Genomic DNA, 19,232 nt, shown 5'->3' with positions numbered 1-19,232 from the left:
CCCCCTCGGCCCTAGCGTGAGGGCATGCGCGTACTGGTCACCGGCGGTGCCGGTTTCATCGGGTCCCACATCGTCGAGGCGCTCAAGGCGCACGGGCACGAACCCGTCGTGTACGACGTCCGGTCCGACCCCGAGTCGGACGTACGCAACCCCTACGCCGTCCGCCACGCCCTGACCGGCGTCGACGCCGTGTGCCACCAGGCCGCGATGGTCGGCCTCGGTGCCGGCTTCGCCGACGCCACGGAGTACGTCTCCCGCAACGACCTGGGCACGGCCGTACTGCTGACCGCCATGGCCGACGCGGGGGTACGCCGACTGGTGCTGGCCGGTTCGATGGTGGTGTACGGCGAGGGACGCTACGAGTGCGAGCGGCACGGCGTCGTACGGCCCGGCCCGCGTGCCGTGGCCGACCTCGACGCGGGCCGGTTCGAGCCGCCCTGCCCGGAGTGCGGCGCCGACCTCGCCCCCGGGCTGGTGGCGGAGGACGCCCCGGTCGATCCGCGCAACGTGTACGCGACGACGAAGCTGGCCCAGGAACACCTGGCCGCGGCATGGGCACGCGCGACGAGCGGCACGGCGGTGTCCTTGCGCTACCACAACGTCTACGGACCGGGCATGCCCCGCGACACCCCCTACGCCGGCGTCGCCTCCTTCTTCCGCTCGGCGCTCGCTCGCGACGAGGCGCCCCGCGTCTTCGAGGACGGCCGCCAGCGGCGGGACTTCGTCCACGTCCGGGACGTGGCCGCCGCCAACGTGGCGGCCCTGGAGGCGAGTGCGGAAGTCCTCCCGGGGGGTGCGCTCACGGCGTACAACACCGGCAGCGGCGATCCGCACACCGTCGGCGAGATGGCCCACGAGCTCGCGGAGGCGTACGGCGGTCCCGAGCCGGTCGTGACCGGGGAGTACCGGCTGGGCGACGTACGGCACATCACCGCCGACTCGGCGCGGCTGCGCGCGGAGTTGGGCTGGAAGGCCGAGGTGGGGTTCGCCGACGGGATGCGGGAGTTCGCGGTGGCCGGGATGCGAGGGGCGTAAGCTGCCTCGGATTGGTGGTGCTGCCCGCCTCTCAGGAAGCGGCAGCGGGCAGCACCACCTCGAAGCGGCACCCCCGGGGACGTTCCGTACCGAGGCCCGTCCGGCGTGCGCCTCCACGATGCCCCGCACGATGGCGAGGCCGAGCCCCGCCCCCGCCGGCGGGGTACGCGCATGGGTGCCGCGCCAGCCGGTGTCGAAGACCCGCGGCAGATCCTCGTCGGGGATGCCGCCGCAGCCGTCGGTGACGGACAGGACCACGCCCTCGGCCGAGCGTTCGGCGGCGAGGGCCACGGTGCCGTCGGCGGGCGTCCGGCGGATCGCGTTCACCAGCAGGTTGCCCAGCACCCGGCTCATCTCCTTGCCGTCCACCTCGACCGGCACCGGTTCGATCCGCTCGCCGACCAGCCGTACCCCGCACTCGCGGGCCAGTGGGTCGGCGCCCGCGAGCGCGTCGCCGACCAGGTCGTACAGGGAGATCCGGCTCGTGCTCAGCGCCAGCGTCCCCGCGTGGATGCGGGACAGCTCGAAGAGGTCGCCCACCATGCCGTTGAGCCGCTCGACCTCCATGCGGATCTGCTTGAGATAGCGGTCGGGATCGGCGGCGACCCCGTCCTCCAGCGCCTCCGCCATCGCGCGCAGGCCGGCCAGCGGGGTGCGCAGATCGTGGGAGATCCAGGCGACGAGTTCACGCCGGGAGGACTCCAGCGCCCGCTCCCGCTCGCGGGACTCGGCGAGCTTGGCGCTGGTCGCCTCCAACTCGCGGCTCAGCGCGGAGAGTTCGGCGGTGGCGACGCCGTCGGGCGAGGTGAAGTCGCCGCCGTCGCCGAAGGACCGGGCGGCGAGCGCGAGGGCGTGGCTGCGGGCGGCGACCCAGCGGCCGAGCAGCAGGGCGGTGGCCAGGGAGACCACGGCGGCCATGGCGACGACGGTCGTGACGACCGACAGGTCGTGCCCGTTCAGGAACATCGCCTGGGCGACGGCGAGCGTGCCCGCGAGCATCGCGGTGATACCGACGCCGGCGACCACGGCGAGGTGCACGATGAGCGAACGGCGCCGGACCAGCATGAGCACGCACGCACCGAGCACGCCGGCCGCGGCCGCGCCGAGGAAGGCGAAGAGGGCGATCAGGAGGGTGTCGCGCACGGTCACGCCTCCCCGGGAGCGGGGGCGGGAGCAGGGGCGGCGGTGCCGGTCGCGTCGAAGCGGTAGCCGACGCCCCACACGGTCTGGATGAGCTGTGGCCTGGCCGGGTCGTCCTCCACCTTGCCGCGCAGCCGGCGGACGTGGACGGTGACGGTCGACAGGTCGCCGAAGTCCCAGCCCCACACCTCGCGCATCAGGTCCTCGCGGCTGAAGACCCGCCCGGGGTGCCGCAGGAAGAACGCGAGGAGGTCGAACTCACGGATGGTGAGGGCGAGTTCGGCGTTGTTCTTGATGGCGCGGCGGGCCGCCGGATCGACCGAGAGACCGGCCGCGCGCAAGGCGTCCTCAGGCTTGGCGGGGCCGGGGCGGGTGCGGCGGAGCACCGACTCGACGCGCAGGACGAGTTCGCGGGGGCTGAAGGGCTTGGTGACGTAGTCGTCGGCGCCGACCTCCAGACCGAGGATGCGGTCGTCCTCGTCGCCGCGGGCGGTGAGCATGATGACCGGCACGGGGCCCTGGCCGCGCATCCGGCGGCACACCTCCAGGCCGTCCATGCCCGGCAGCATCAGATCCAGGACGACGAGGTCCGGCCAGTGCGCGGCGGCCCGGGCCAGAGCGTCCGGGCCGTCTCCGGCACGGTCCACGACGTATCCGGCGCGGTCGAGGTAGCCCGAGACGACCTCGGCGACGGTGGGGTCGTCGTCGACGACGAGAACCCTGGCCCCTTGCCCGGCCCCGGCCTGCGGGTACGGCTGTTGCTGCTCCATGCCGCCAGCCTCGCACCCCGGGCGCGCGCGTGCCGACGTCGGGGCCCGACGTCCTTGTTTCGTAAGGAGCTCTAGCCCGAAATGTCTGTTTCTGGCTCGTAGGGTGAGAGCCGTGACGACCCCATCCGCAGCGAATGAACTCCGCACGGCGTCCGTCGACGTCGTGCTTCCCTGTCTCGACGAGGCCGAGGCCCTGCCCTGGGTCCTGGAGCGGATCCCGCCCGGCTGGCGGGCGCTCGTCGTGGACAACGGTTCCACCGACGGCTCGGCCGCCGTCGCCCGCGAGCTCGGCGCGACGGTCGTGCACGAGGAACGACGCGGTTTCGGCGCGGCCTGCCACGCGGGGCTGACCGCCGCCACGGCCGACATCGTCTGCTTCTGCGACTGCGACGCCTCGCTCGACCCGGGCGACCTGATGCCCTTCGTACGCCGGATCGTGGCCGACGAGGCCGACCTGATCCTGGGCCGACGCCGCCCCGCGTCCCGCGGCACCTGGCCGCTGCACGCCCGCGCCGGCAACCTCGCCCTCACCCGCCTCCTCCACCGCCGCACCGGCCTGCGCCTGCACGACCTGGGCCCGCTCCGCGCCGCCCGCCGTGACCACCTGCGCACCCTCGCCCTCACCGACCGCCGCAGCGGCTACCCCCTCCAGATGGTCGTCCGTGCCGCCGACGCGGGCTGGCGCATCGCCGAGTACGACGTCCCGTACCTGCCCCGCACGGGTGCCTCGAAGGTGACGGGGACCTGGCGGGGGACCTGGCAGGCGGTGCGGGACATGAGCCGGGTGCTGGGGGAGGGGGACGGGGCTGCGGGGGCGGGCGCGTGGTCCGTCGCAGGTGCCGAAGCCGAGTCGGCCCACCGCGCCCGATCCCGACCCGGCTCCGCCCCGTCGAAAGGAACCCGCTCGTGACCACGCTCCTCGTCATCGCCAAGGAGCCCCGGCCGGGCCGGGTGAAGACCAGGCTGACCCCGCCCTTCACGCCCGAGGAGGCGGCCGTGCTCGCGGAGGCGGCCCTCGTGGACACGCTGGACGCCGTGGCGCGGACGCCGGCCCGGCGCCGGGTGCTGGTCTTGGACGGGACGCCGGGCCCCTGGGTGCCGCCCGGTTTCGACGTCGTACGGCAGTGCGCGGGCGGCCTCGACGAACGGCTGGCCGAAGCCTTCGCGGGGTGTGACGGCCCGGCGCTGCTCATCGGTATGGACACCCCGCAGGTGACGCCCGAGTTGCTGACCGTGGACTGGTCGGGCTGCGACGCCTACTTCGGCCTGGCCGAGGACGGCGGCTTCTGGGCACTCGGCATGGCCGAACCGGACCCGGCACGGCTGCGCGGCGTCCCGATGTCGACACCGCGGACCGGCGAAGTGCAGCGGGCCCGGCTCTCGGGTCTGCGCGTGCGCGACCTGCCCCGCCTGCGCGACGTGGACACGGCATCCGACGCCGGCCTGGTCGCCGCGGCGGCACCGGGCGGACGCTTCGCGACAGCGCTGGCGCACCTCACCCCGACGGTGGACCGATGAGCGCCCCGCACGAGACGGCGACGGCAAGGATCGCCCGCCAGGCGGGCCCGGTCACGATCCACCACGCGGACACCGCCACCGGCAGCCGCCCACGAGGAACTTCGCCCGAGCCCGCCATGGGCGTGGGCGCAGGCCCCGGCATCCGCGTTCGGGTCTCCCCCTCCGATACCGCCTCCTGGTCCGCCGACCCCTATACGCGTGCCCTCCGCGCGGGTCAGGGGCCCCTCTTTCTGCGTCGTACCGACGGCTGGCTGCTGCCGCTCGACGTGGAGCGGTGGTGTGCGGAGGCCGACGCGGTGGACATGGACGTGCTGCGGCGTTGTGAGGGGGCGGTGCTGGATGTCGGGTGTGGGCCCGGGCGGCTGGTGGCGGCGTTGGGGCGGCAGGGGCGCCGGGTGCTCGGCATCGACGTCAGTGAGGTCGCCGTCGCGTGCACACTGCGGCTCGGGGGACCGGCGTTGCGCCGCTCCGTCTTCGACTCGCTGCCCGGCGAGGGCCGCTGGGGCACCGCCCTGCTCATCGACGGCAACATCGGCATCGGCGGCGACCCGGCGGCGCTGCTCGACCGGACGTCCCGACTCCTCACCCCCGGCGGCCTGTTGATCGCGGAGACCGTGCCCGACCTGGACCTCGACGAGCGCGTCCACGTCCACGTCACCGACGCCGGCGGCGCCACCGGCACCCCCTTCCCCTGGGCCCGCCTCGGCACCCCCGCCCTGCTGCGGCACGCGGAGCGCGCCGAGTTCGGTGCCGTCGGTCAGTGGGTGGCGGGCGGCCGTTCCTTCGTGGCCCTGCGCACCAGCGGAGTCAGCGGGCGGCGCTGACGGTGCAGCCGCTGTAGTGCAACGATCCCGCCCGCACCGAGCCGGTCCAGTCCACAGTCCCGCAACACTGGACGTCTAGACTCTCCCCTCAACGGCCCGGACCCGTGGTCAAAAGCGGGCGAAATCTGCCAGACCCGAAGGGTATTCGGCGTTTTGATACGGATAGATTCAGTCACCAAGCGGTATCCGGACGGCACGGTGGCGGTCGACCAGCTCTCTCTGGAGATACCCGACCGCTCGGTCACCGTCCTCGTCGGACCGTCGGGCTGCGGCAAGACGACCACCTTGCGGATGATCAACCGGATGGTCGAGCCCAGCGAGGGCACCATCCTCCTCGACGACGTGGACATCCAGCAGCAGCCGGTCAACACCCTGCGCCGGTCCATGGGGTACGTCATCCAGAACGCCGGCCTCTTCCAGCACCGCACGATCATCGACAACATCGCCACGGTGCCCCGCATGCTCGGCTGGGGCAAGGAGAAGTCCCGGGCGCGGGCGCGGGAGCTGATGGAGCGGGTCGGCCTCGACGGGGCGCTCGCCAAGCGCTACCCGTACCAGCTCTCCGGCGGCCAGCAGCAGCGCGTCGGCGTGGCCCGGGCGCTCGCGGCGGATCCGCCGGTGCTGCTGATGGACGAGCCCTTCTCGGCCGTCGACCCCGTGGTCCGCAAGGGTTTGCAGGACGAACTCCTGCGGATCCAGGAGGAGTTGGGCAAGACCATCGTCTTCGTCACCCATGACATCGACGAGGCCGTCAAGCTCGGCACGATGGTCGCCGTGATGCGCACGGGCGGCAAGCTCGCCCAGTTCGCCCCGCCGGCCGAGCTGTTGACCCACCCCGCGGACGAGTTCGTGGAGGACTTCCTCGGCGCGGACCGGGGCATCCGGCGACTGTCGTTCTTCCCCTCGGCGGGCCTGGAGCTGCTGAGCGAGCCCATCGTGGCCGTCGACGCCACCGCCGAGCAGATCACCGCCGCCGGCACGGCCGACGCGCCGTATCTCCTGGTCACCGACCCGGACGGCAAGCCCCTCGGCTGGGGCGAGCCGCAGGACATCACCGCCGGGGAGATCGAGGCCGACCGACTCCTGCCGTACGGGCGCCCGTTCGTGACCGGTACCGACTCGCTGCGGGCCGCCCTCGACTGTGCCGTTCTCTCGCCCACCGGGTGGGCCGTAGCCGTGGACGCCGACGGCCGGGCCACGGGGGTCGTCTCGCAGCAGACCATCGGCGAGGCCATCCGCGGTGCCCACGCGGAGCGGCGCGCGGACGACGGCAAGGCCGGAAAGACCGGAAACCTCGGGAAGCCCAGGAAGCCCGGGACGACCGGGACGACCGGGACGACCGAGAAGGTCGCGCCATGACCGAGCTCTTCGACATGCCGAGCGACCTCCAGAACAGCTACTTCGGACTGGTCGGCCTGCACCTGCGCGAGGCACTGATCCCCGTGCTCGCCGGGCTGCTCGTGGCGCTGCCCGTCGCCCAGCTGTGCGTGCGCGTGCGCTGGCTGTACGCGCCCGTGCTGTGGGTGACGACCGTGCTGTACGCGATCCCCTCCCTCGCCTTCTTCGTCATCCTCATCGACTACACCGGCCTGAGCGAACTCACGGTGATGATCCCGCTGGCCGTCTACAGCCTGGTGGTGCTGGTCCCGGCCATCGTGGACGGTGTGCGGTCGGTGCCGCAGGAGACACTGGCCGCCGCCACCGCCATGGGCTTCGGGCCCGTACGACGCTATGTCCAGGTGCAGTTGCCGATCGCGGCGCCCGCGATCATCGCCGGACTGCGGGTGGCCTCCGTGTCGAGCGTCTCCCTGGTCAGCGTCGGCATGCTCATCGGCAACGCGGGAGCCCTCGGCAACCTGCTCAACAGCGGCCTGATCTACAACCAGCCCCGCCTGGTGTGGCTCTCCGTGGTGGGTACGGCCGTCCTCGCCATCCTCGTGGACGCCGTGCTGATCGGCCTGCGTCTGCTCCTGACGCCCTGGATGCCGCGCGGCACCCGCAAGAACGCGCGCCCGCTCGCCATGAAGGAGGCCGCCCGGTGAACGTCCTGAACTTCATCAACTCCTTCTTCAGCGACAGCGCGCACTGGCAGGGCTACGACGGCATCCCCGCGCGGCTCTCCGAGCACGTCCAGTACACGCTGCTGGCACTCGGCATCGCCGCCGCGGTCGGACTGCCGGTCGGGCTGCTCACGGGCCACACCGGGCGCGGCGGCAACGCGCTCGCCCTCATCGCCACCTCCGCCCGGGCGCTGCCCAGCTTCGGCCTGATGGTGCTGATGTTCATCCTGCTCGGCCTGGGCATGGCCCCCGTCATGATCCCGCTGGTCGTGCTCGCCATCCCGCCCATCCTCGTCACCACCTACGAGGCCATGCGCTCCGTCGACCCCGCGCCGGTGGACGCCGCTCGCGGCATGGGTATGGCCGAGACCGGGGTCCTGTTCCGGGTCGAACTGCCCGTGGCCCTCCCGCTGATCCTCAGCGGCCTGCGGTCGGCAGCCATCCAGATCGTCTCGACGGCCACCATCGCCGCGTACGTCAGCTTCGGCGGCCTCGGCCGCTACATCATCGACGGCCTCTACCAGCGCAACTACGAGAAGGTCGTCGGCGGCGCCACCCTGGTCGCCGCCATGGCGCTCACGACGCTGGCGCTGTTCTGGGCAGCGGCACGGTTCGCGGTCTCACCGGGGGTGCGCAGGCGCCGCTAGCCACGCACCCACGGTGGTCCGCAGGCGCGACCAGACCCGCGGGGACGGCCGTACGGCGACCGCGTCGACCTCGAACAGCATGCCCGGCAGCGCGAGCGAGGCGACGCCGCTCAGGGTCTGGGCGGGCAGGCGGTCGCTGAACCGGGCGTGCAGGGCTGTGCCGATGGCTCCAGTCTGGCCGCGTCGTGGTCGACGATGAAGGTGCCCAGGCGGACGACGTGCTCGTAGCCGAGGCCGACGCCCTCCAGCGCCGAGCGCAGCCGGTCGAGGGCCAGCTCCACCTGGGCCGGGAAGTCGCCCGGCACGGGTGTGCCGTTGCCGTCGGAGGCGTACTGGCCTGCGATGAAGACGAGTTCGCCGGGAGCCGAGACGGCGTGGCTGTAGCTCAGCGGGGTGGGGTCGTGCAGGGTGGACCACGCCCCGCCGTCCGCCGCCCGCTGTCAGTCATCCGTGCGCGCCAGTGCCAGTTCCAGTACGACGAGCAGGGCGTCCCGGACCGAGCCGCGTTCGCGGGCGTCGAAGACGACGACCGGGACGCCGTCGGTGACGTCGAGGGCCCAGCGGATCTCCTCCAGCGTGTGCTCGACCTTGCCGTCGAAGGCGTTGGCGGCCACCGCGAAGGGGATGCCCTTGTGCTCGAAGTAGTCGACGGCGGCGTAGCAGTCGTCGAGCCGGCGACTGTCCACGATGACGAGCCCGCCGACCGCGCCCTCGACGATGTCGTCCCACATGAACCCGAACCGCTCCTGCCCGGGCGTGCCGAACAGATACAGCTTCAGGCTGGGGTCGATGGTGAGGCAGCCGAAGTCCATGGCCACGGTGGTCGTCGTCTTGCGGGGTGTGTGCGTGAGGTCGTCCACGCCCGCCGCGACCTCCGTGATCGCGGCCTCGGTGGTCAGCGGCTCGATCTCGGATATGGCGCCCACGGTGGTGGTCTTGCCCACGCCGAAGCCGCCGGCGATCACCATCTTGACCGGCAGCGGCGGTCGTACGGTGGCGGCCGGCGCGGCGGACGCGCCGGTGGCCGGTTCAGTCGTCGTCACGGAGTGACCCCTCGGGAGTCGGGTATGGCGCGCAGGCCGTCGATGACCCTGCGCAGTACGGATGCGTCGTGGATGACGCCGGAGTCGGGCACGTGCACCGTCAACTGCCCGGCGGCGCGCAGGTCCTCGGCGAGGACGCGCACCACGTTGAGGTGCAGCCGCAGCCGGGCCGCGATCTCGGCGATGGACTGCGGCAGCCGGCAGACGGCGACGATGTCGTGCTCCTCGAAGGCCCGCCGGCCGAGCGCGTCGAGCCCCTCGGTGGTGGCCACCACCTGCGTCTCGACGGGCATCGACCGCCCGTCGGCATCGGCCACGACCCGCCCGGCGGTCACCAGGAAGGGCCGCACGGCGGAGGCGGGACCGACCGACGGCGACCCACCGGGGTCCACCCCGTCAGGCTCCGCCCCATCTAGGTCCGGCCCGTCGAGGCGCGGTCCGTCAGGCTTCAGTCCGTCGAGGCCGGGCCCGTCGCGGTCGGGCTCATAGAGGTTCGGCCCGTCGAGGTCCGGCCCGTCAGGGCCCGGCCCATCCGGCTGCGACCTGTCGAGGCCCGGCTCGCCGGGATCCGGCCCTTTGAGGCCTGGCTCACCGTGTTCCGGGCCGCCGGGGTTCGGCCCACCGGGACCCGGACCCGGACCCGGTGCGACAGGCTCCGGCCCGTCGGACTCGGGCCTGCCGGGCTCCGGCCCATCGTGTTCCGGGCCGTCGAGGCCCGGCGCTGGGGTGCCGTCCGCCATGGCGTTGTCCGTCCTCCTCGGCCGGGTGCCGTGCCGCTCGCCGGGGCTCCCGGGTGTCTTCCCGGCGCGGTCAGCGGGGCGACGTGGCGCCGACGCTGTTCTTCAGCTCCAGTACGAGCTGCGGGCTGAGGGCGGAACCGGCGCGGTTGGCGAACACGGTCATCTCGTAGGCGATGTTGCCCAGCTTGGCCTCCTTGTCGGTGACGACGCCGAGCACGGCGCCGCTGCCGATCGTGGAGACCAGGACGTGGCCGCCCTCCAGGTCGATGATGACCTTGTTCAGGCCGCCGAGGCCGTAGTTGCCGGAGGCGCCGGCGGCCAGGCTGGTGATGCCGGAGACGATCGCGGCGAGCCGCTCGGAGTCGGCGTGCTCACGCAGCTCGGACACGGCGATGAGGAGGCCGTCGGACGAGACGGCGATGGCGTCCACGACACCGGCCGTCTCCTTCGCGAAGCGATTCAGCAGCCAGGTGAAGTCGGCTGCGGCGGCCTGCAGTTCGGCCGGTGTGGGGCCTCCCGCCGGGGTGCCACCTGTCGACGTGCTCACTGCTCCGCTCCTTCCTGGGGGTCGTTCTGGTCGTGCGTATGGGGGGCTGGGGTTGTCACTTGGGCGGATTGCGCATCGACGCCGCCGTCACCGCCGACACCGCCGTTCCGGCTGTCGCGATGCGCGCGCTCGACGGCGGCCTCGAACTCGTCGAGCGCGGCCCGCACGGCCTCCGCGTCGAGCGTCCGCGCGGCATGCCGCAACGCCGTCTGCTGCTTGGAGGCCTCGGAGGCCTCGGCGGTCGTACGCAGAGTCGCACCGCGGACGCGGCGACGCAGAGGGCGGGCCGCCGGCGCGGAGGAGTCCGGCTGGTCGGCCCGTGCGTGGTCGGCGGATGCCGCCGCGCCGAGGCCGGTTGCGGGAGGGAGGACGGCCGGCGTCTCGTCCGGAGCGGGCCCGCGCTGCGCGACACGGCGGGGGAGAGGCCGCAGCCCGTCGGCGTCCGCAGCGTCGTCCGGCCGTACGGCATCCCCCTGCGCGGCATCCCCCTGCGCGGCGGCGGACGGCCGGGGGCCGGTGGCCGCACCCGCATGGCCCCCGTGCTCAGCCTTCGGCACCGAGCCGCCGCGGGCCACCGCGGCCAGTGCCGCCGTAGCCGTAGACCCCGTGGTGCTCCCCGTCACCAGCAGCGACGACGGCACCGTCACCTCGGCCGTCACACCGCCGCCAGGCGTGCGGGAGAGCGTGACCGCGACTTCCCAGCGGCGCGCGAGCGTGCCGACCACGAACAGGCCCAGGACCTTCGTCGGTACGAGGTCGAGCCGTTCGCGGCGGATCAGGCGGGCGTTCTCCTCGTCGAGCCGTTCGGGGGCCATGCCCAGGCCGTGGTCGGAGACGACGATCACCGCGTCGTTGCCGGAGGCCGCCACCGTCACCTCGACCGGGCTGCCCTCGGGTGAGAACGACACCGCGTTCTCCAGGAGTTCGGCGATCATCAGCGTCAGGTCGCCGATGACCTCCGGCTCCACCACCGCCTCGGTCCGGGCGCGCAGCTCCACGCGCTGGTAGCCCTCGATCTGGCCGAGCGCGGCGCGTACGACGTTGGTGAGCGCGGTGGGACCGGAGTCGAGGACCGCCTCGTGGATGCCGGCGAGCAGCATCAGGCTGTCGGCGTTGCGGCGCAGCCGGACCGCGATGTGGTCGATGGAGTACAGCCGCTCGAGGAGAGCCGGATCGGTCTCGCCCCGCTCCACCGCGTCGATCAGGGCGAGCTGGCGTGTGGTGAGGTTGCTGACCCGGCGCCCCACGTTGCCGAACATCTCGGCGACGTTGCGCCGGCTGAGCACCTGTCGCTCCAGCAGCGCGGCCGCCATGGTCTGCACCTGGTTGAACGTCTCGGCGAGTTCGCCGATCTCGTCGCGCGCGGTGACCGGCATCGCGCGCAGCCGAGGTGGACCGTCGTCCTCGGCGTCGTCGTCGGCCACCCGGGCCAGCTCGCGTTCGGCGACCTCGGCGACCTGCCGCGCGGCACCCGTGAGGGCCTGCACCGGGCGGACCACCGAGCGGCGCACCAGCATCGCGAGGACCAGCCAGACGGCGAGGCCGAGCAGGGCGAGGCCCAGCAGGAGCACCGCGCGCCACGCCGCCTTGTCGGAGGCGCTCTCCGCCTGGTCGGCGATCTGGCCGATGAGCGAGGTGGTGATCGCCAGCCGGGTTTTGGCCTGGTCACGATAGGCGGGGTAGGAGTCGAGCGCCGTGTCGAGTGACGTGCGGATCTCCGCGGGCGAGCCGCCCTGGGCGGCGCCGGGGTCGATCTGCAGCTCGGCGAAGTGCCGGCTGATGACGCTCTGCGCGGCGGTGTACTTGATGCCGGCGAGCTGCGCGGCCTGGGCCTCGGTGGCGAACCGGGAGAAACGTTCTGCCTGATGCGTGTACTCGTCGTACGAGCCGACCGCGCCGATGAACTCGATGAGGGCGTTGGAGTCACCGGTCGACGCGGAGAAGACGCCGGTCTCGAAGGCACTGTGGGCGGCGCCCGCGCGGAGCAGCGAGTCCAGCAGGTTGCCGGTGAAGGCGGTCGCGAGGTCGGGGTCGCGGTCCAGGCCCAGGCCGTCGATCAGGTTCTGCGCGGCGTGGGTGTACGCGGGGTCGATGTTCTCGGCGGGCAGATACCCCTGCTCGACGGTGTCACGCAGGCTGCTGAGGCCCTCGACTCCCCGCAGGGCCTGTGCCTCGGTCTCCGGCAGCCTTTCCCCGAAGGCGTCGCGTACCCGCTCGACCTGGGAGTTCACGAGGGACTGCGCCGTGCGGTAGGCGGCGGACGAAGGCGCGTCGCCCTCGGAGGCCTCGTGCCGTACGGAGAGCAGGACGGCCTGCTGGTGCTCGGAGGCCAGCCGGTCGGCGAGGGTGGCGACCTCGGTGCTCTCGCGGACCAGCCGGGCGGCGTCGGCCGCGTCTCGTGACTGTACGGTCTGGTCGGCTATGAGATAGGCGAGAAGGACGGCTACCACGGTCAGCGGCACACCGACGAGAAGGTTGAGCTTCCGCCTGAAGGGCCAGCGGTCGGCGAAACCGCGTAGACGACGTGGGCGCAGAGCGCCCACCTCGTTCGTGGACACCGAGTTGCCTCCTTCGTGGGCGTCACACGGCGCGCGAGGTCTCACGTGACCGTTGTTGACCGGTATCGCCCCCGTCAACGTCGGGGACACTACCGCCTCTTGCCTTTCGTGACCGGAACTGTACGTCAAGAATCCGTTACAACACCCTGCGCCCCAACCGTCCCCCCTTCACATCGGGGCACAAGCGACCATTGTTCGAGGCCAATCGGTGACCGGATTGCTCTTGACTGGGGCAGAACCGGCTGGATTGGATCAGTGGAGAGCTCTGCCCAGACCTCGGGGTCGGCCCGCCAACCCCCACAAACCGGAACGGGAATCGTGACTTCCACCGCCGTAAGCAGCAGGTCCTTCAGGAAGCATCCCGGCGCGGCCGCCGTCGCGCTCGCCGCCACGGCGGCGCTGCTGGCGGGATGTTCCTCCTCCGACGACAAGTCCGACCCGCTGGCCGGGGACAAGCCGAGCGGCGACACCGTGGTCGTCGGCTCGAACAACTTCGCCGAGAGCATCCTGCTCGCCGACATCTACGGCGAGGCCCTGAAGGCCAAGGGCATCAAGGTCACCTACAAGCCCAACATCGGCAGCCGCGAGACGACCTACGGTCTGCTGAAGAACGGCTCCATCACGGTCCTGCCGGAGTACAACGGCTCGCTGCTCGCCTACCTCGACAACAAGGCGGAGCAGAAGTCGGCCGCCGCCGTGAACGCCGCGGTCAAGAGCAAGCTGGACGCGAAGCTGACGCTGCTGGAGTCCTCGCCGGCCGAGGACAAGGACTCGGTCAGCATCAACGCGGAGACGGCGAAGAAGCACAAGCTGACGGCCGAGTCCAGCCTTGAGGACCTCAAGGACATCGCCCCGGACCTGGTGATCGGCGGCTCGCCCGAGTTCCAGACCCGGCACCAGGGCCTGAAGGGCCTGGAGTCCGACTACGGCCTGAAGTTCAAGTCCTTCAAGGCGCTGGACGCGGGCGGCCCGCTCACCCAGGCGGCGCTGACGAAGAACACCGTGCAGGCCGCGGACATCTTCACCACCGACCCGACCATCACCAAGGAGGGCTTCGTCGTCCTGAAGGACCCGAAGAACCTCTTCGGCTTCGCCAACGTGACCCCGCTCGTATACAAGAGCGGCCTCTCCCAGGAGGGCGTCGAGGCGCTCAACGCGGTCTCGGCCAAGCTGGACACCAAGACGCTCCTCGACCTGGACTCCCAGGTGCAGCTGGAGAGCAAGGACCCGCTGGACGTGGCGAAGGCCTGGCTGAAGTCGGCCGGCCTCAACTGACGCAGCCGGGGTGGGGTCGTGGCCGGCCGGTGCCGCCGCCACCACCCCACCCTGTGCGAGGCCGCTCAGTGGCCGACGTGGAACGTGGCGTCCTGACGCTCGGTGGCCGTGGAGACCGGGTCGATGCGCAGGGTGTAGTTCGCGTGCCTGATGTAGCGGGTCGGGTTGTTGTAGGAGCGGAACGATGTCCAGGAGGCGTCGGCGAGCCCGGCCGTCCGGTAGAAGGTCGCGTCAGCTGCGAACGTCGACGTGCCGTCGCTCTCGTCGAGGCGCAGGGCGTAGGTGTAGTGCCGCAGATAGCGGGTCGGGTAGTTGACCGACTGGAACGAGACACCTGAGGAGTCGGCCAGCCCCGGCACCAGCTTCCACTGCGAGTCGGGGAACGGATCGAAGGGGTACTCGTCTATCCGGCCGGCGAAGCCGCTGTGCCGGACGTAACGCGCCGGGTAGTTGTACGACTTGAGCCGGTTCCAGGCCGGAGCGCCCCAGTGCGAGACCAGGTTGGTGTACTGGGCCTGGGTGATCGGCTGGATGCCGCAGTGCTTGGAGTTGAGCGGCTGGGTGTAGAGGCGCTGGTCGAGCGCCGTCCAGGTGCCGGCGGCGAGGTCGGTCGACTGCCAGGCGTAGAAGACCCCATTGGGCGTGTACGTGTCTCCCCACAGGTACCAGGTGTTGGACGTCAGCGACTTCACCACCGTCGGTGCCTCGGTGCCGCCCTGTGCGGCCGGGGTGCTGAAGACCGTGAAGCTGCCGGGGTTCAGCGAGGCGGACCGGGCGCCGACCAGCGTCTGGTCGCGCTTGAAGTAGAGGTAGTTGACGCCGTTCACGCCCACGGTCAGATTGCCGTCGATGACGTCGTAGCCGGGGTCGAAGAAGACCTGCGGATTCTGGGTGGTGCGGAAGTCGGTCGTGTAGCTGACCATGATCACGTTGTGGCCGCTGCCGTTCACCGACGAGTAGAGGATGGCGTACTGCCCGCGTCCGGCGTCCCAGTAGGCCTCCGGCGCCCAGCTGTGGGTGCCTGTCATGTCGTGCAGCTTCAGCAGCCGGTAGCCGGTGAAGGACCGCAGGTCGGTGGAGTCCCAGACGTGGATGTTGACGCTGTTGCGGCTCCAGTCGGTGCCTTTGAGGTCGGTCGCCAGCACCACGAAGGTGCCGTCCTGCTTCCGCAGAACGAACGGATCGCGCAGGCCTCCCGCGCCGAGGGTCGGGGTGACCACCGGGTTGTTCTGGTTCAGCGGCATCCAGCGCAGACCGTCGGTGCTGACGGCCAGATGGAGACCGTAGTCGGCCTCGAGCATGGTGTTGGACTCGGTGAAGTAGGCCATGACGTACGCCGAGTCGGCGGCGTGGGCCGTCCCGGCTCCGAGGGTCAGGGCGCCGGTCGCCGCGAGCGGAACGGTCGCTGCCATACCGAGGACGTGTCTGCGGGAGGGGTGGGCCATGTGCGCTCCAGGAGATGCGGGGATGCGGGGATGCGGGGGCGTGGGGGATGCGGGCCTTGTGGTCGAGGCGGACGAGCACGTCGAACTGCCGGTATATCGAACGGAGTTCGGTAAATCGACCAGAAGGTAGGACAGTGCGGGATGCGCGTCAACCACTCGGTCACCCTTGGCGGATTTCCGCCACCCGGCCCGCCAGAGGCCCCAGTTCCACACGCGCGCGTGCCGCCGCCCCGATCGCCACCGCGTCGGCGCCGAGCCCGGCCGGCAGGACGCGGATGGGATGGCCGCTGACGGGCGGCTCGGCGCTCAGGGCAGAGCGGACCGAGCGCTCCAGCAAGGCCCAGGAGCGGCTCACGCCACCGCCGACGACCACCGTGGTGACGTCCAGCAGTCCCGCCGTGACGAGCAGGGCACGGGCGACGGCGGCCCCCGCCGCGTCGTACACGGCGAGCGCGTCCCCGTCACCCGCCCGCGCGGCCTCGGCGACCTCCCCGGACGTGCGCGAACGGCCCGTGCGCTCGGCGTACCGGCCGGCGATCGCACGGCCCGAGGCCAGGGTCTCCAGATGCCCGCGCCCACCACACGTACAGGGCAGGTCGCCGAAACCGGGCACGTGCCCGATCTCGCCCGCCGCGCCGTGCGGGCCGTCGTAGAGCACGCCGCCCAGCCACAGCGCCCCGCCGACCCCCGTGCCCAGCGTCATCCCGAGCACATCCGGCTCGCCCGCCACCGAACCGGCCGTCGCCTCCCCGCGCAGGAAGGCGTTCACGTCGTTGTCCAGGAACGCCGGTACACCCAGCGCCTCCTCGAACACCGCCGTCACCGCGAACCCGGCCCAGCCGCGGAACGAGTAGCTGGCCACCAGTACCCGCCCGGCCCGCGCGTCCACCACGCCCGCCGCGCCCACCCCGACGCCGAGCAGCCGTGCGGAGGTACGGCCCAGCAGCAGCCGTACGGTATCCAGCGCGGCGCCGGCCATCGCCGCCCCGCCGTCGGAGGCCGGGGTGGGCACGCCGACGCGGTGCAGGACGCCGAGGTCCGGGTCGCACAGCACCACCTGCGTCGTCGTACCGCCGATGTCGACACCGGCCAGCACTCCACGCGTCATGCGCCGGCCCCCGTCCCGAGAGCCTTCCGGCGTTCCCTGCGCCGCCGTTGCAGCACGGGATCCGGTACGGGCACGGCCGCGATGAGCCGGCGTGTGTACTCCGTCTCCGGACGCAGCAGGGTTGTCATGGTCGGCCCCTGCTCCTCGATCCGGCCCTCCCGCATGACGACGACGCGCTGCGCGAACTCCTGCACGACGGCCAGGTCGTGGGAGACGAACAGACAGGCGAAGCCCAACTCACGCTGCAACTCGGCGATGACCTCCAGCACCGTGCGCTGCACACTCACGTCCAGCGCGCTCGTCGGCTCGTCCGCGACCAGCAGCCGGGGGTCCAGCACCAGCGCCCGCGCGAGACTCACCCGTTGCCGCTGACCGCCGGACAGCTCACGCGGTCCACGGCCCGCCAGTTCCTTCGGCAGTCGCACCAGTTCCAGCACCTCGGCGACCCTGGCCCGCCGTTCGGCCGCCGCCATGCGTCGCCGGTGCACCCTGAGCGGCTCGGCGACGCACTCCGCCACGCTCATCCGTGAGTCCAGCGAGGCCACCGGGTCCTGGAGCACCACACCGACGCCGGACAGCAGAGCCCGCCGCTTGCGGCCCCGGGCGCGGCCCAGGTCGGTGCCGAACAGCGACACCGAGCCGGAGGCGGGCGCGATGAGCCCGAGCGCGACCCTGGCCGCCGTCGACTTGCCCGACCCGGACTCGCCCACGAGACCGACGGTTTCACCGGGGCGGACGTCGAGGGAGACACCTTCCAGCGCCCGGACCTGCCCGAACCGCACCGACACGTCGCGCAGTTGCACCACAGGGGCCTTCTGGGCCGCGGGCGCGTCCTCACCGCTCAGCCGCAGCCTGGGCACGGCCGCCAGCAGGCTTCGCGTGTACTCGTGCCGTGGCCGCAACAGCACGTCCTCCACCGTCCCCGTCTCCACGACCTCGCCCCGCAGCATCACGGCGACCCGGTCCGCGAAGTCGGCGACCACACCCATGTTGTGCGTGACCAGCAGCACGCCCGTGTCCGAGTCGGCGGCCAACCGCCGTAGCAGATCAAGGATCTCGGCCTGCACGGTCACGTCGAGTGCGGTGGTCGGCTCGTCGGCGATGAGCAGCCCCGGAGAGTTGGCGATCGCCATGGCGATGACGACCCGCTGGCGCTGCCCGCCCGACAGCTGGAAGGGGAAGGCCGACGCGCGCCTGGCCGGCTCGGGAATGCCGACGCGGCGCAGGAGTTCGACCGCCTCACGGGCGGCCTCCGACCGGGAGACCTGCCGATGGTTCCGTATGACTTCCGCGATCTGGGAGCCGACCCGGGTCAGCGGATCCAGGGCGGTCGCCGGCTCCTGGAAGACCATCGAGGCGGTACGGCCCCGCAGCCGGGCCAGCGCGGTCTCAGGGGCGCCCACCACGTCGGTGCCGTCGACCGTCACCCGCCCCGAGGCACGCGCGCTGCCCGGCAGCAGACCCATCGAGGCGAGCGCCACCGTCGACTTGCCGGACCCGGACTCACCGACCAGCGCCAGCGTCTCGCCGGGCCGCACGTGCAGCGACACTCCGCGCACGGCGGCCACGTCACCGGTGCCGGTCGAGAAGGTCACGTCCAGGTCGGCGATCTCAAGGATGTTCATCCGCGTCCCTTCACGTCGAAGGCGTCACGCAGCCCGTCGCCGATCGCGTTGAACGCGCACACGACGAGGATGATCGCGAGGCCCGGCGGAACGATCAGCCACCAGCGCCCGGAGTACGCCGCCGTCAGACCGGCCGACAGCATGCCGCCCCAGTCGGTCTTCGGCGGCTGGACGCCCAGCCCGAGATACGACACATAGGCGACGAGCAGGATCGCGTCGGCGACCTGGAACGTCGCCGCAACGACGATCGTCGACACCGAGTTCGGCAGGATGTGCCGCCGGATCGCCCGGCCGTGCGTGCCGCCGGTCGCGCGCAGCGTCAGCACGTAGTCGCGGTTCTTCAGGGTCAGCGTCTCGGCCCGCACCAGCCGGGACGGCACCAGCCACGACACCAACCCGAGGATCACGATCAGACCGACCGTGCCCGGCGTGGTGATCGCGGAGACGACCAGCAGGATGAACAGCGCGGGAATCGCGATCCCGGCGTCCACCACCCGCATCATCACCGCGTCCACCCAGCCGCCCGCGTACCCGGCGACCGCGCCCCACAACGTCCCGATGACGGTCGCGAGCACCCCCGCCGCCAGCCCCACGAGCAACGAGACCTGCCCGCCGTACATCAGGCGCCCGAGCTGGTCGTGCCCGACGGCATCGGTGCCCAGCCAATGGGCCGAACTCGGCGGGAGATTGACCTGAGTGAGGTCGGTGTGGGTCTGGTCCGTGGAGTAGAGCAGCGGCCCGACGAAGCAGAAGAGAAGAGAGAGGAGGACGACTACAAGCCCGGCCACAGCGAGCCGATTGCGCGCGAAGCGCGCTTTCAGGGGCGCGGGGCCGTTTCGATTTGCGGCTCCGCCGCGGGGCGCGACCAGCCCCCACCGGCCCGCAGCTTCCACACGA

General features: G+C 72.0%; 16 protein-coding genes and 3 pseudogenes. 8 read left to right on the top strand and 11 right to left on the bottom strand.

All coding sequences use genetic code 11. From position 1 onward, the window contains the following. Positions 1 to 24: 24 nt before the first annotated feature. Positions 25 to 1,035, top strand: a complete 1,011-nt coding sequence (locus OHO27_RS08910) for an NAD-dependent epimerase/dehydratase family protein (RefSeq protein WP_328422001.1) — start codon at positions 25 to 27, stop codon at positions 1,033 to 1,035. Positions 1,036 to 1,066: 31 nt separating this feature from the next. Here the strand turns inward: OHO27_RS08910 and OHO27_RS08905 are convergent. Continuing rightward, positions 1,067 to 2,178 (bottom strand): annotated as a pseudogene (locus OHO27_RS08905) (sensor histidine kinase). 2 nt (positions 2,179 to 2,180) lie between these two features. Continuing rightward, the gene (locus OHO27_RS08900) at positions 2,181 to 2,945 is read right to left on the bottom strand and encodes a response regulator transcription factor (protein ID WP_328421999.1); all 765 of its coding nucleotides are present in this window, start codon (positions 2,943 to 2,945) and stop codon (positions 2,181 to 2,183) included. A 103-nt stretch (positions 2,946 to 3,048) separates the two neighbouring features. Here OHO27_RS08900 and OHO27_RS08895 point away from each other — a divergent pair, with 103 nt between their 5' ends. The 6 genes from OHO27_RS08895 to OHO27_RS08870 all read left to right on the top strand — a co-directional run bounded on the left by OHO27_RS08895 (position 3,049) and on the right by OHO27_RS08870 (position 7,994). Next, positions 3,049 to 3,855: a glycosyltransferase family 2 protein gene (locus OHO27_RS08895; protein WP_328421997.1), complete on the top strand. Its 807-nt coding sequence runs from the start codon at positions 3,049 to 3,051 to the stop codon at positions 3,853 to 3,855. Then, complete coding sequence (locus OHO27_RS08890; RefSeq protein ID WP_328421995.1) at positions 3,852 to 4,463, top strand: TIGR04282 family arsenosugar biosynthesis glycosyltransferase; 612 nt, start codon at positions 3,852 to 3,854, stop codon at positions 4,461 to 4,463. Before OHO27_RS08895 ends, OHO27_RS08890 begins: the two co-directional genes overlap by 4 nt. Positions 4,464 to 4,579: 116 nt before the next feature. Then, on the top strand, positions 4,580 to 5,287 hold the full coding sequence (locus OHO27_RS08885; protein WP_328430388.1) for a methyltransferase domain-containing protein: 708 nt from the start codon (positions 4,580 to 4,582) through the stop codon (positions 5,285 to 5,287). A 153-nt stretch (positions 5,288 to 5,440) separates the two neighbouring features. Next, on the top strand, positions 5,441 to 6,646 hold the full coding sequence (locus tag OHO27_RS08880) for an ABC transporter ATP-binding protein (RefSeq protein WP_328421994.1): 1,206 nt from the start codon (positions 5,441 to 5,443) through the stop codon (positions 6,644 to 6,646). After that, positions 6,643 to 7,329: an ABC transporter permease gene (locus tag OHO27_RS08875; protein WP_328421992.1), complete on the top strand. Its 687-nt coding sequence runs from the start codon at positions 6,643 to 6,645 to the stop codon at positions 7,327 to 7,329. The genes OHO27_RS08880 and OHO27_RS08875 overlap by 4 nt, the downstream gene beginning before the upstream one ends. Beyond that, a complete protein-coding gene (locus OHO27_RS08870) occupies positions 7,326 to 7,994 on the top strand; it encodes an ABC transporter permease (RefSeq protein WP_328421990.1) in 669 nt (222 codons plus the stop codon). Before OHO27_RS08875 ends, OHO27_RS08870 begins: the two co-directional genes overlap by 4 nt. Here the strand turns inward: OHO27_RS08870 and OHO27_RS08865 are convergent. The 5 genes and pseudogenes from OHO27_RS08865 to OHO27_RS08845 all read right to left on the bottom strand — a co-directional run bounded on the left by OHO27_RS08865 (position 7,968) and on the right by OHO27_RS08845 (position 12,882). Next, positions 7,968 to 8,401: pseudogene (locus OHO27_RS08865) on the bottom strand (RidA family protein). The gene OHO27_RS08870 and the pseudogene OHO27_RS08865 sit on opposite strands and share 27 nt — an antisense overlap. Before the next feature lie 33 nt (positions 8,402 to 8,434). Next, positions 8,435 to 9,037, bottom strand: coding sequence for a GTP-binding protein (locus tag OHO27_RS08860; RefSeq protein ID WP_328421988.1), 603 nt, complete (start codon positions 9,035 to 9,037; stop codon positions 8,435 to 8,437). Beyond that, positions 9,024 to 9,429 (bottom strand): annotated as a pseudogene (locus tag OHO27_RS08855) (DUF742 domain-containing protein). Before OHO27_RS08855 ends, OHO27_RS08860 begins: the two are co-directional and overlap by 14 nt. 418 nt (positions 9,430 to 9,847) lie before the next feature. Beyond that, positions 9,848 to 10,324, bottom strand: coding sequence for a roadblock/LC7 domain-containing protein (locus tag OHO27_RS08850; protein ID WP_328421984.1), 477 nt, complete (start codon positions 10,322 to 10,324; stop codon positions 9,848 to 9,850). After that, positions 10,321 to 12,882: a sensor histidine kinase gene (locus OHO27_RS08845; protein WP_328421982.1), complete on the bottom strand. Its 2,562-nt coding sequence runs from the start codon at positions 12,880 to 12,882 to the stop codon at positions 10,321 to 10,323. Before OHO27_RS08845 ends, OHO27_RS08850 begins: the two co-directional genes overlap by 4 nt. Before the next feature lie 318 nt (positions 12,883 to 13,200). Between OHO27_RS08845 and OHO27_RS08840 the strand changes: the two genes are divergently transcribed. After that, complete coding sequence (locus OHO27_RS08840) at positions 13,201 to 14,157, top strand: ABC transporter substrate-binding protein (protein ID WP_328421980.1); 957 nt, start codon at positions 13,201 to 13,203, stop codon at positions 14,155 to 14,157. A 65-nt stretch (positions 14,158 to 14,222) separates the two neighbouring features. On the opposite strand, the gene OHO27_RS08835 is transcribed toward OHO27_RS08840, so the two are convergent. The 4 genes from OHO27_RS08835 to OHO27_RS08820 all read right to left on the bottom strand — a co-directional run bounded on the left by OHO27_RS08835 (position 14,223) and on the right by OHO27_RS08820 (position 19,204). Next, entirely contained in the window at positions 14,223 to 15,602 is a 1,380-nt protein-coding gene (locus tag OHO27_RS08835) for a glycoside hydrolase family 43 protein (protein ID WP_328421978.1), read from the bottom strand. 160 nt (positions 15,603 to 15,762) lie between these two features. After that, on the bottom strand, positions 15,763 to 16,710 hold the full coding sequence (locus OHO27_RS08830) for an ROK family protein (RefSeq protein ID WP_328421976.1): 948 nt from the start codon (positions 16,708 to 16,710) through the stop codon (positions 15,763 to 15,765). Next, positions 16,707 to 18,335 carry an ABC transporter ATP-binding protein gene (locus OHO27_RS08825; protein WP_328421974.1) on the bottom strand — a complete coding sequence of 543 codons (1,629 nt, stop codon included), beginning with the start codon at positions 18,333 to 18,335 and terminating at the stop codon, positions 16,707 to 16,709. Before OHO27_RS08825 ends, OHO27_RS08830 begins: the two co-directional genes overlap by 4 nt. After that, complete coding sequence (locus OHO27_RS08820) at positions 18,332 to 19,204, bottom strand: ABC transporter permease (protein ID WP_443059694.1); 873 nt, start codon at positions 19,202 to 19,204, stop codon at positions 18,332 to 18,334. Before OHO27_RS08820 ends, OHO27_RS08825 begins: the two co-directional genes overlap by 4 nt. Between the last annotated feature and the right edge of the window lie 28 nt (positions 19,205 to 19,232).

The sequence above is a fragment of the Streptomyces sp. NBC_00443 genome (assembly GCF_036014175.1).
In the GTDB taxonomy this organism is placed as follows: domain Bacteria; phylum Actinomycetota; class Actinomycetes; order Streptomycetales; family Streptomycetaceae; genus Streptomyces.
Note: the sequence above shows the minus strand (reverse complement) of the source record. Positions and strands in the feature narration are given on the sequence as shown.